Source organism: Hoylesella timonensis 4401737 = DSM 22865 = JCM 15640 (assembly GCF_000455445.1).
Classification (GTDB): Bacteria; Bacteroidota; Bacteroidia; order Bacteroidales; family Bacteroidaceae; genus Prevotella; species Prevotella timonensis.
Window position 1 is genome coordinate 230,273 of sequence record NZ_HG417092.1, and the last position, 11,502, is coordinate 241,774.

Below are 11,502 nucleotides of genomic sequence, written 5' to 3' on the forward strand. Positions count from 1 at the left end.
CTTACCGAGTTGAGATGATGATGGCATTGCCCAGGTCGGCATACTGCACATTAAAAATGACGCAGATATCATTCATCACGTTGGTCACGGTGGGACGCGCTGCGGTGGCCGAATAGTTGATGCGGGCGGAGGCATCGATGGCATTGTCGTGAATGACGATCTCCTTGCCGAAGTGGCGACGTATCTTGTCGCAGAACTGCTGTCGTGTGGCATCGGTCAGGCGAAACTCATGACGTTGCCATTCAGTCATGTCGTCCACGTCTACCTGATGTACCGTTGCCCGTGCTGTCCTGGCATCGTAGGCGATTTGGTCGCCGTGACGATAACGGCCGAAGGAGTGTCCACCGTGGGCTTTCTTCACCTCGACACACCCACTACTCACGGTAATCTCGCTGATAGCCTGCCCAGGATGGGCGAACACATTAAAAGATGTGCCGTGAACTACGGCGTGGAGCTGTCCGGCTTCGACGGTGAACAGGCGGGCAGAATCGGTGGCGACGTCGAAGAATGCTTGCCCGCTTAGGGCGACCACACGGGAAGAACGTCCAAAATCGTCGGCGATGGAGAGGGAACTACCGGCCTGGAGATCCACCCGCGTGCCGTCGGGCAGGGTGATTGTGGTGTCGGTGACACAGTGAACCAACTGCTGTAGGCGATGCTGCGGCGCAGGCTGCAGGTCACGCCAGGTGAGCATGATGCCTACACCGAAGAGGATCAGCACCGCTGCTGCAATGCCAAAGAACCTGGGCCTTGCCGTCCGTGGTGAACCCACGATGTTGAAGCCCAGTCGAGCAGACAGTGCCTTTCGGGTCATGTGCTTGCATTGCTCAATTTGCCAGGCTTTCAGTGGAGAGACCCTTGTCGGGGAATCTTCCGGCATGTCGTCTTCAAGGTCATCTGCCTGGAGAGGGGTGTCAGAAGAAGATGCCATGTACTTATTGTAGAAGTCGCAGGCTTCCTTGCCGTTCTTCCTCTTTTCTTCATTCATATACTCATTCATAATCAATCCATAATTAGTTTACATTGATCGGAAATCATGATGTTGAGTTCTTAACCGAACTCTGGTTTCATTTTCCATGAAGGGCATTGATGCTCCCGGTGTGCAGGCATGACGTCCGAATGGTACTCAAAAATGAGATGCCCCTCTATATATAATACCGAAGAAAAGGGGTGACCTTTACCGCAAATCACGTTACAATCATGTTAAGTTTTCACTTGTCCTTATTTTAAAGGCTTTCCAGAAGAAAGGGCCGCATGAACGCTTCTATTTTTTATAACAGATTATTCATAAAATTGTATTGATATTTTAATAATCCCAAACTACCTTTGCCGCATGTTAATCTATGAACAGCGATCGATCGTAGGTGAGACAACGGAAATGGATGATCTTGAAGCGCTCCGGATGATTGCGTCAAGATGTGAAGGGTGGCAGAAGGCTTTTTCCACTCTTTACACACGGTATGAGGATACTCTAATTACCTATTATTGCAGGACGCACGGCAAGGAGGCTGCCAGCGACATGGCGCAGTCTCTGTGGCTTACCCTCCTGGAAAGAGCAGAAGAATTGACGCACCTCGAATCGTCGGACGGGATTAAGGGTTTCCTGATGAACTTAGCCCGCTGTCAGGTCATCGACCTATACCGAAAAGAAGCACTGCAAAAAAAGTACGGTCTGGCATCCTTGGATGATAAAGAACAACTTGAGGTCGCCGTGAACAGCATGGAGGATGAGTCGGCGGATGCCTCAGGTGGCATAGCCAGTCGGGAGATTGAATCCATCGTCTCGAAAGTATTGAATAGATACAGAAAAAGGGAACAAATCGTGTTCCGCAAAATGGCGGAAGGCTGCCCTGCTCGTGAAGTGGGCAGGATGGTAGGCTATACGGAAGCCACTGTCTATAAGAAATATAGCCTCATGCGCAGGAATATCCGCCTTGCTCTGATTCAAGGTGGCTACATGCTCTTAGCCCTGCTGATGTTTACGGAGTGACACGACCGTAAACTTCGCTCCACTCCATTTCCCTGAAATAATACTTGTATTCTTTGGTAGCGTTCCATTGTTTCAAAGGGACATAGACGCTCAGCCCGCAGCAATGGCCGGGGACGAGCGTAAGCTGGTCAAGGAACTTGTTGGTGGCGGCCTTGTAGAGCACCGCATCGGACAGGGCTTTGTCGAATGCCGAAGTGGCACGGTCCGCTGACTGATGAACCATGTCAGCCAGGTCGAAAAAGACGTGTGGATCATTGTCGCGGTGGTAGGCTTGCAGGGTGCGGGTGTCCATCGTCTCCACGCCGGACAGTCTGTTTCTTAACAGGACGTTCACATTCTGGTAGAGGGCATCCATCTTGGACGCATCAACCAAGGTAATCGTGGCAGAGCGCATATTGCTGTATTTCTTTCCCTCATAGTGGCGATAATAGGTCTTGCAGGCCTGCACCAAAGCATCCTTTCCACCGAACAGAAAAGGCAGCACCTTGGCATAGGGAATGCCCGAAACGTCGTACTGGGCTTCGGCAAGTACTACCGTGGGCGACCCGATGAGGTACTGGCACTTGTGGCGTAGCTGGTAGAACGTCTCGACATTCGCCATTAGACAGGCATCGAACCAAATGTAGTCGGCCACGTGGTCGGGCAGCAACTTGGCCAGGGCGTCTATCTCTATCAATGGAGAGGTGGTTGCCTCGTTGGGCGTGCCGTCAAGGCCCATATATCGGGTGTTGAGATTTTGACGTGAAGGGACGCTGACCTGCATGATATCGTGCGAATAGCCTCCCGGCAGCCAGCCCGTGGCATGTCCCCACAGCACAAGCCCGAAATGGTCGGCAGGAACAAGCTGCTTAGTCTCACCAATGACACGCACCAGCGTTTCCGCCTTGGCCGAGTTCTCCTCTGGATAGTCTTTAAGGGGTATTTCTTCTCCCTGCCTTGAAATGCGGAACAGCCGTGGTGAAGCATCCTGCCGGTCGAGATAGATCACCGTGTTGCCCACGTCCTTGCTTTTCATTCCCTGCTTGATCTGACCGACCGCATAATCCACCTGTGAATCCATGGAGTTGTCGGCCATCATATAGACCAGTGTCGTGAAAGAAAGGGGGGTGCCGGGCATTGTATCGTTCTCCTCAGACGAACAGGCGAAAAGACATGCGGACAAGAGGAGGAGGTGGGCCAGCCGCCGTACCCCATGGACAAAGGAAAGTTTCTTTGAGCTCTTCATGCTTGGATGGTTAATAAATGGCACAAAGATAGTCAGTAGAAGTTACAAAGACTTTAAAAATAGAATAAAATACAAAAACACTTCTGGAAAAATTCAGGACGAGCCCTATGGGAGCGTGAGAGGTTTGATTACGTATGAACGGCTACCAAGAAACAATGAGACAAGCCGAGGTATATTGAAAGAGAATCCTTGCTGGCATCCTGACAGAAGATGGTGGCGAATACCTCTTCTGCTATGACGAATCGTATCTCAACCGTAAAGATGCAATGCCTGTAAGCCTGACGCTCCCATTACAAACAGAAGCATTCGTGAGCCCAGTATTGTTTCCATTTTTTGACGGACTGATACCTGAAGGATAGCTGCTTGATGTGGCACTTCGCAATTTGATTTTCGTTGTAATACCATCTACACCTCCATCCTTTAGTTGTTTCATTACTGCATCATGCCACGCGCCCCTTCATATGAACAACTCTTAGTGCCTAATTTCTGCACTTCTTTCAGAGTTGTTTTCAAATCTGATTCTATAAGATCGCATGTTCCAATCGCTACTTTGTGTTTAACAAATTATGAATCAAAGCGGGAGGCTCTATCATCACACTGAACCGCAGCGGGACCTGATGCGAGGCCCCGTGATAACTTGCCGCGCTCAACAGAGCCACATAGTATTTACGTCCCAAATGGTGCATCATGTCGTCCAAGTAAAACGACTGTGGCACTGCCCCACGCAGCACATACTCATCTGGTACTATGACGTAGAATCCGCGCAGAGGCGACATAATCCGTCCCTTGCTCACCTCTCTGGTCAGTGCCCGTGCAATGCTGCCAGCACTCATATCAGAGTATGCCTGCTTCACCTCATCGTGTGTGAAGGTGTAATTGCCTCTGAGAGGCTTATCATATATCCAGTTTGCTATGCTTGCCATTTTCTCTCATTTAATATTTTGTTTGCAACAATAGACATTTCTTGTCTAACTTCGCAAATAGATAGCAAAAAGTTTGTTCTATTATAGTGTTTTTAAGTTATTTTATTGACCAGCATTAATTTTCATTGTAAGCATCACCAGTAATCCAAAGTTGAAAGGGTTCACTATCCTTATTCATCATCTTAAGTGCATCTGCTCTTTCAATGTTGTAATGTATAGAACTAACATTACTGTGCCAACCAAATATTTAATTTTTGATATGGGAAGCTATAGGATAGAATGCGTTTTTTAGGGAAATGACCTTGCTGTATGTGCAAACCAAAAGCTCTTTCAAAGGGTCTCTTGTTTGCATGAAGAGTGTCATTCACCGTATTCACTTCACCTATATTATATTCGGTAAACATAATCTTTCGCAAACATAATTTTGATTAGAGTTAAAATGATTGGTGATTTTGTGTATTGATAGTGATTAAAATATTATCTTTGCAAAACATAATGTTTTGCAAAGATAATTATTGATAATATGGAATTTATTGATAGAATAGAAGAAACTGCAACGTTCAAGCGCACGCTGGGCCTTAACCGGCCTGTGCTGATTGTAATTTATGGCAGGCGGCGTATTGGAAAGTCAGAACTCATCAAGCATGTTTTGACCGATCAGGATGTGTACCATCTGAGCGAAGAAGCACAGACGCAGCAGCAGATAGATTCCTTTGCCAAGACTGTTTCGTTTACGTTTGATGGATTTGACCGTGTGTCATACCATGATTGGGAAACGATACTCACCTCCGTCAATCTATACGTTGGAGAGAACACATCAGTGTGTTTAGACGAGTTTTCGTATCTCGTCAAGAGCGATCCTTCGCTTCCTTCCATCATTCAACGATTGGTGGATAACAAAAAACTGAAATACAACTTGATACTTTGTGGTTCCTCTCAACTAATGATGCACTCATTGGTACTCAATGAGAAGTCTCCCCTATATCAACGCTGTGCTTGGCAGCCAAAGCTGAAGCAACTGCGTTTGCCTTATATCAAAGAAGCCCTGCATTGTTCCGACCAGCAGGCTGTTGAGGAATATGCCGTTTGGGATGGTGTGCCTCGCTACTGGGAACTTCGTGCCGACTTCGACACCTTGGAAGTGGCGGTACGCAATCTGTTGGTCAATAATTATGGCACGCTGTACGATGAGCCAACTCGGTTGCTCCGTGACGAACGTCGTGATACGGCTACGTCTTTCTCATTACTTACAACGGTGGGCAACGGGGTGAATCGCATTTCGGAAATAGCCAGTCGTATGCAGCAGCCTGCGACCAACCTTTCTCAGCCCATCAGCATACTGACCGATTTAGGCTATGTGGAGAAAGATATACCATTTGGCGACAATCCGAAGAGTAGCAAGAAAGGACTGTATCGTCTTGGTGATAACTTTCTTTCCTTCTATTACAGGTTTATCAATCCCAACAAATACCTCATTGAACTCGACCGTCAGAATCTCGTAATGGACATTATCCGTAAAGACTTCAGCACATACGTTGGACAGGAATGGAAAAGGATTTGTCGCGGCTTCGTGACAGGTAATGAAATCGATGGTGTAGTCTATGGCAATGCCTCACGGTGGTGGGGCGGCATACCAAAAGAAGATGGCAGCAATGACTACGAACAGATAGAGCTCGACCTTGTGGCTGAGTCGCTCGACAAAAAACACATCCTCGTGGCAGAATGTAAATGGCGAGAACGCGACGATGCACAGACTATTTATGAGCAATTAACAAGCCGTGCCAGCCGCTTACCATTCGTAAAGAAGGGGCAAAAGGTACACCCGATATTGTTCCTCAAGACAAAAACCAAGGCTGATGTTCCATGCTATTATCCCAAAGACATCATAGCGTCTATGCTTCAAGAGGATACCCCTAAAGAAAAAGTATAATATTACTAAACTTTCCCACTTGCGATATTACCGCATTTCTATCAGATAGTTCTAGGCAGATATGCCTTAAAATCATTGTGTTTGCTGTGGGTCAAAGTATGTTAATCAGTGGATGTGGACTGCACCGTCAACAATTTCACGATGTCGATTATCTTCTCAGTTTCTGTATCGCCACCCACGATCTTGGCCATTGTCTCGGAGATGTCAATCATGAGATATTCTGTCAATACAGCCAATAGTCTTACTATTATTATGAGGACTCTCTTCCATTGTACTTACGGACAATAGTGCAACAAAACATGCTAAACAGGACAATACGCCAGTTCATTTCAGAACGGTTCATGGAAAGGCTATATCAGTTCTTTCCTGTTTCGAGTAAATCATAAAAGTGGGCATTATACATACCTATGATTGAAGTCTGATTAATGCGGAAAAGGATGTGCAAAATGACGAGCGAGAGGATTAACTGAACCATATCAACACCATGGTTCTTGTCTAGGGAGTGTCAGGACAATACATGCCCCAGAGCCAACTGGCCAAAAGAGATTAAATCGACCAGTTGGTTGCCTTTTTATACTAAGGAGCTACTCTAACTCTGAAATCCTTTGTATATTTGCATTCATAGAAGGAATATTACTATATTATAAATCAGATTGTTATCAATGCTAATACACAAATAATAATTGACGTCTTTTCTTTATTATCCTTCTATTTCAATGACTTAGGAAATATTTTTCCAAGTGGAAAAGTGTAGTTTTATTAGTTGAAATATATTAGGGAACTTTGCTATCTGCTCTGGAGTAACTTTGGGCTCATCCATCTCTCTTTGAGAGAAAAAGTCGAATATTCTTTGTTTCATTTAATTACGATATAAATAAGGCACACGTTACACTTGCTAAGGAATTCGCCTTAACACTAATGGCTAGTTAATCATTATCTATCTGAACATGAGCACGAGTTAGGATACTAGAATGGATATAACCTCGCGCATTGAGTTGCTGCATGCATTCTGAATATACCACACCCTTATGCTGTGGATCTGTGATGGTCACCGCCAAAACTAATCTCTGTGAGATATCAATACCATCACGTTCCCTTGACTGCTCAGCTGCTTCGCGATAAAGCCCCTCTAATTTTAGAGCCCATTTACGTCCGCTCGTCAATGCTTTCTCTTTGTTCTTTGGAGTCATCGAAGAAAGATCAACATGATATTTCTTCACTGGCGAGAACTTACCAGCATTTTCTATCAGCACACGTTCACTTGCCCGCTCAAGATTCTTCGAAGCAGCTCTATATAAACTAGCATTCAGCACATTCACTGCATCACTAGAAGTTCTTGCCTCATTACGTATCGTCCCTTCCATTCTTACATGCTCCACATGATCATAGGTCTCAAGAAACACGCTTGCCTGACTCTGACAATACTCATTTCCTTGACTGGCATCCAACACCGGATCCAATACTATTGTCACACGAATATCTCCATAGAAATATCCTTCATCATCAACAAGACTTTCAGGATATGGAAAATCTAGCGATACAACATCCCTGCCCTTATCCAATGTGTGTTGAAATACCATTGTGCACTCGTCTGCATCATTCTTTGTCATTTCCACGAGACCAGCAGGCAATCCATATCCCATTTCCTTCTTCAGATTTTCAGTAGCCGTGGTTACTTCCTCAGGATAGTCGGCATGATGTATCAAAAGGGTTCTGATGAGCAATGGATCAAAATTACCTCCTAATTCAAAAGCCAAATTCGCAGCCAAAGAAGCCACACGAGGTGTTGAGAAACTTGTACCACTACATAGTGAAATCGACCTTCCCATTTCCGACAGCATCTTCATATGGGTATCTATATTACCGCCATAATGCACAAGGTCTGGTTTCACCGTAAATTCCACACCAGGTCCTACTCTTGAAAATGGACTTCGATGATTGACCTCTGCATCCCTCACAGTAGTTTTCGCATGCGCGATACTTCCAACTACAAGACTCATCAGAGAGTCTGCTCCATGAGTAATTCTGATACGCGCATCTCCCAGCTCCACATTACCTGCCGATTTACATATCAAAACACCATACAGCTTTTGAAAACTATCCAAGGCGACAGCAAAATCCGAAAACCTTCCATCCTCGACTTCAATTTTTGAGCCTTGGGATAGATTCCACACATTCACGTCTGGATGTCTAGCAATAGATTCCCTAATATAACGCACCAACTCTTTCTCTGACACGGTAACACGATCACTGTTAACAATGCAACTCTGAATCATACAAGGTCCCGTCTGGGTTAGTTCCTTCTCTTCCAGCATATCACCATAATTGATTACACTGGCCACCATGCTTCCATGACGAAGAGCCTGGTCAGTTTCCAAAAGTCCAGAAATATTATCTTCATTTGAAACCCAAGACGCCAGATAGTTATTAGCCGAAACACCTGAATCCATGATACCCACTTTTGGGTAAGATACATTTTCCTTAGGGCGCATCACATCCATTGTTGATGCTTCTAAATCTGGTGCTACTTCAAACTCAATAGTGGGCATCTTCCTTACCGAAAGGACTCCATCCATAGTTGCTATTGTCTTCAGGTTATCACGAGTTGTATTTGAAATTGAGAACAATCGCAAACCACTGGCATAGTGTAATTCTTCAGCATCTAAACCTTCTGCACTACACCAATCCCTCAACATCAAATTCGAACGATGGTTCAATTCTTCATTCAGATAATCCACCAATTGCACCTTTGCTGTATCACCTTCCTCCAATGTTGGATCTATCTCGGCTTCATATTTCTTGATCTTCTTGATGGCAGCCAAACCTATCCTTGTAGATTTCACGCCAATTTGTCTATTTGCAAATCTACCTTTAATTGTATCATAATCACTCTTAGAATCGATTTTTACAAGCAGTTTACCTGCTGTAGCTGATCCCAGAACATTGCGTTTTGTTCTCACGTCAAACATTTTTCTGATGCTTGGACGATGCGATTTTGCTGTAGCCTTTTCTTCTAAAATTACTTCTGTCAGCAATGGCAATGAGCGCTCTCTATCGAAATAGTTACTCATCCCTGTAAGATTCGTGAACACCTCATGCGCATTACGCTCGATATTTTTATCATTCACCCATTTCGGTGCTTTTCCGTCACCGCCGCCTTCAGCCAAAAACACGTCTTTTTCTCCCCTAAAAGAAACTTGTTGGATCGGTAATGTTTTAGCCATAATAATTAGATCGTTATTTTATTAGATTATTTTTCAGATAATATATTTCTTACTTGTCTTACGCTGATATTTGCCAAGATAGAGATAGATGTTTGGGCAACCCCATACTGACTCAGGTACTTCACAAAATCATCCTTCTTCTTATGCTTTCCGTCGTACTCATAAATTGCAGCCACAATCTGTTCGTATGATATCTGTTTCGTGCCATTGATTACGCTCTGCACCTTCAACTTATTCAGCATCGTCACAATATCCGATGGTGAAAAATCCTTCAACAAGTCAGTAAGAATATTCATCTTTGCGCTATCATCTGTTACAGTAGCATCAAATCCACTTAATTGTGAAGTTACGATCTTAACAATGGCATCCTTATCTGGCATTTCCACTTCCAGCTTCATAAAAAACCTGCGCCACACGGCCTTATCCAGTAAGTCAGGATGGTTGGTAGCTGCAAGCAATACACATGACGAAGGCAACTCATCAATATTCTGCAACAAACTATTAATCACGCGTTTCAATTCGCCCAGTTCGTGATTATCGTCACGAGCTTTTGCTATGGCATCAAACTCATCCAAGAACAAAATGCAAGGCATACTGCTGGCATACTGAAAGATTTTTCTAAGATTCTTTGCTGTGCTACCCAGCAGTGATGATACGATACCATCCAGGCGGGCCACCACGAGAGGTAAGCCTGTCTGTTCACTGATATAATGTGCTATCGAGGTTTTACCACATCCTGGTGCACCATACAACAATAGAGATTTCTGTAAGTCAAGACCTGATAACTCCAATTCATCTGAATTATTCACCACATTGATAAAATCCTTCACCCGGCGCTCTACCACATCCGACAGCACAATATCTGTATGATTGCTATTCTCAGGTATTACCTCAACTATCTGCAGCTTACTGTCTGCATCCAGTGGTATCATACGCATGGCATCCATAGTAGCTGCGCTTCTACTGGTTGAAGCCTCTATTTGAGCCAAAATGCACTCAGCCATCTCCTCGTCACCTTCAGCCTTTAATCTCTCTGCCAAGCGTTTGGAGTAATTGATAATCTTTCTTTTATCATTCGAAAGACCACCTTCTATTATTCTAAGTATATCTGTAGACATGGATTTCCTATTTTTGGTGCAAAGATAGTGATAAAACAATTTTACTGGCACTTGTAATATAGAAATTAACTCTGTTTTAACATATATCGTGCAGAATTATTATATAATCGTACACGCAATAAATAAAAACGTATTAATTATCATTAGGATTTGAATACATCAGAGTTGAATTACCCCTTATGCTTAAATACAGCAATGAATCGCAGCTAATTAACTTCGTATAATGCTTCGTAAATTATATGCATGTATAACAAGTTTCTTTAACTTCAAAGACATACTATCCATTTTTATAGTGATTTATAATACAACAATTATCTGGTCGTCCACTTTTATTGTAGTTGTATAATTATATCTATCAAAATCCCTTTGCTCAGAACATTTGTAGAAAGACCGTATTTCGAATCCCTCTATATTTTGCAACGTTCCGATTTTACCATACTTAATCCATAAAATATAAGGATCACCATTTATTCGAAATAAAAGATATTTGGTTTTTTGTCTATTGCCTTATATTTTGCATGCAATTCCACTAAATCAAGCAATGATGCCGGTAGGTTTCTAATATCTACCCCAGGAATATTGTCATTCATAGATGCACCATTTCCTAAATTCATGTATGGGAAATAATGCCGGTTCATTACGTGTGTGTACGTAAATATATCTCCATATACATTAAAACCACAAATATTTCTATGGTCTGCTTTAAATTTGCACTCGTCGAAATATAGTCTAACAAAATAATAAATGTCCTTAATTCCGCAACACTATTATAAATTAAACTTTTTAAGTACCTGAGCAACAAAAAGTTGCTCAGGATTTTTGCCATGTCAGAATTTTCACTTATCTTAGTGTTGCAAAAAACTAGAGAATCCAACGATAGACATGGCGAAGATACAAATTAAATCTGAGAGACTCACTCCTTTTGGGGGATTATTTTCAATCATGGAGCAATTTGACTCCACATTATCATCTGTAATCGACTCAACCCTCGGTCTAAGGTGTAGATCGTTCGGTTATCAGTACAGTGAAATCATCCGTTCTCTCATGAGTATCTACTTCTGTGGCGGTTCATGTACCCCAGGATGTCACTAT

8 protein-coding genes and 2 pseudogenes are annotated in these 11,502 nt (G+C 43.5%); 4 read left to right on the forward strand and 6 right to left on the reverse strand.

Annotation, left to right across the window (positions count from 1 at the left end):
- Window position 1 precedes the first annotated feature (1 nt).
- Window positions 2-988, reverse strand: coding sequence for a FecR family protein (locus tag BN35_RS12780; protein WP_161625547.1), 987 nt, complete (start codon window positions 986-988; stop codon window positions 2-4).
- A 414-nt stretch (window positions 989-1,402) separates the two neighbouring features.
- Between BN35_RS12780 and BN35_RS04445 the strand changes: the two genes are divergently transcribed.
- Window positions 1,403-1,990 (forward strand): RNA polymerase sigma factor, encoded by a 588-nt coding sequence (locus BN35_RS04445; RefSeq protein WP_159099997.1) that lies wholly within the window; start codon window positions 1,403-1,405, stop codon window positions 1,988-1,990.
- On the opposite strand, the gene BN35_RS04450 is transcribed toward BN35_RS04445, so the two are convergent.
- Entirely contained in the window at window positions 1,980-3,215 is a 1,236-nt protein-coding gene (locus BN35_RS04450; protein WP_025072694.1) for a clostripain-related cysteine peptidase, read from the reverse strand. The two genes, BN35_RS04445 and BN35_RS04450, sit on opposite strands and share 11 nt — an antisense overlap.
- Window positions 3,216-3,400: 185 nt before the next feature.
- Here BN35_RS04450 and BN35_RS13040 point away from each other — a divergent pair.
- Window positions 3,401-3,571: pseudogene (locus BN35_RS13040) on the forward strand (HipA N-terminal domain-containing protein); the annotation flags it as partial.
- Window positions 3,572-3,760: 189 nt separating this feature from the next.
- On the opposite strand, the gene BN35_RS04460 reads toward BN35_RS13040, so the two are convergent.
- Window positions 3,761-4,138, reverse strand: a complete 378-nt coding sequence (locus BN35_RS04460; protein WP_007175179.1) for a type IV toxin-antitoxin system AbiEi family antitoxin domain-containing protein — start codon at window positions 4,136-4,138, stop codon at window positions 3,761-3,763.
- 523 nt (window positions 4,139-4,661) lie between these two features.
- Here BN35_RS04460 and BN35_RS04465 point away from each other — a divergent pair.
- Entirely contained in the window at window positions 4,662-6,068 is a 1,407-nt protein-coding gene (locus tag BN35_RS04465) for an ATP-binding protein (protein WP_025072696.1), read from the forward strand.
- 101 nt (window positions 6,069-6,169) lie between these two features.
- Here the strand turns inward: BN35_RS04465 and BN35_RS14080 are convergent, their stop codons facing one another.
- The 3 genes from BN35_RS14080 to BN35_RS04475 all read right to left on the reverse strand — a co-directional run bounded on the left by BN35_RS14080 (window position 6,170) and on the right by BN35_RS04475 (window position 10,410).
- Window positions 6,170-6,304, reverse strand: a complete 135-nt coding sequence (locus BN35_RS14080) for a hypothetical protein (protein WP_257009450.1) — start codon at window positions 6,302-6,304, stop codon at window positions 6,170-6,172.
- A gap of 690 nt (window positions 6,305-6,994) precedes the next feature.
- Window positions 6,995-9,241 carry a S8 family peptidase gene (locus BN35_RS04470; RefSeq protein WP_234396759.1) on the reverse strand — a complete coding sequence of 749 codons (2,247 nt, stop codon included), beginning with the start codon at window positions 9,239-9,241 and terminating at the stop codon, window positions 6,995-6,997.
- Between the two features lie 77 nt (window positions 9,242-9,318).
- The gene (locus tag BN35_RS04475; RefSeq protein ID WP_007175186.1) at window positions 9,319-10,410 is read right to left on the reverse strand and encodes an AAA family ATPase; all 1,092 of its coding nucleotides are present in this window, start codon (window positions 10,408-10,410) and stop codon (window positions 9,319-9,321) included.
- An 882-nt stretch (window positions 10,411-11,292) separates the two neighbouring features.
- Between BN35_RS04475 and BN35_RS13045 the strand changes: the two are divergent.
- A pseudogene (locus BN35_RS13045) lies at window positions 11,293-11,502 on the forward strand (IS1380 family transposase); the annotation flags it as partial.

Excerpts from the sequence above, each read along its gene's own strand:
- BN35_RS04460 (WP_007175179.1), bottom strand. The coding sequence starts at position 4,138 with ATGGCAAGCATAGCAAACTGGATATATGATAAGCCTCTCAGAGGCAAT.
- BN35_RS12780 (WP_161625547.1), bottom strand. The coding sequence starts at position 988 with ATGAATGAAGAAAAGAGGAAGAACGGCAAGGAAGCCTGCGACTTCTAC.
- BN35_RS04450 (WP_025072694.1), bottom strand. The coding sequence starts at position 3,215 with ATGAAGAGCTCAAAGAAACTTTCCTTTGTCCATGGGGTACGGCGGCTG.
- BN35_RS04445 (WP_159099997.1), top strand. The coding sequence starts at position 1,403 with ATGATTGCGTCAAGATGTGAAGGGTGGCAGAAGGCTTTTTCCACTCTT.
- BN35_RS04475 (WP_007175186.1), bottom strand. The coding sequence starts at position 10,410 with ATGTCTACAGATATACTTAGAATAATAGAAGGTGGTCTTTCGAATGAT.
- BN35_RS04465 (WP_025072696.1), top strand. The coding sequence starts at position 4,662 with ATGGAATTTATTGATAGAATAGAAGAAACTGCAACGTTCAAGCGCACG.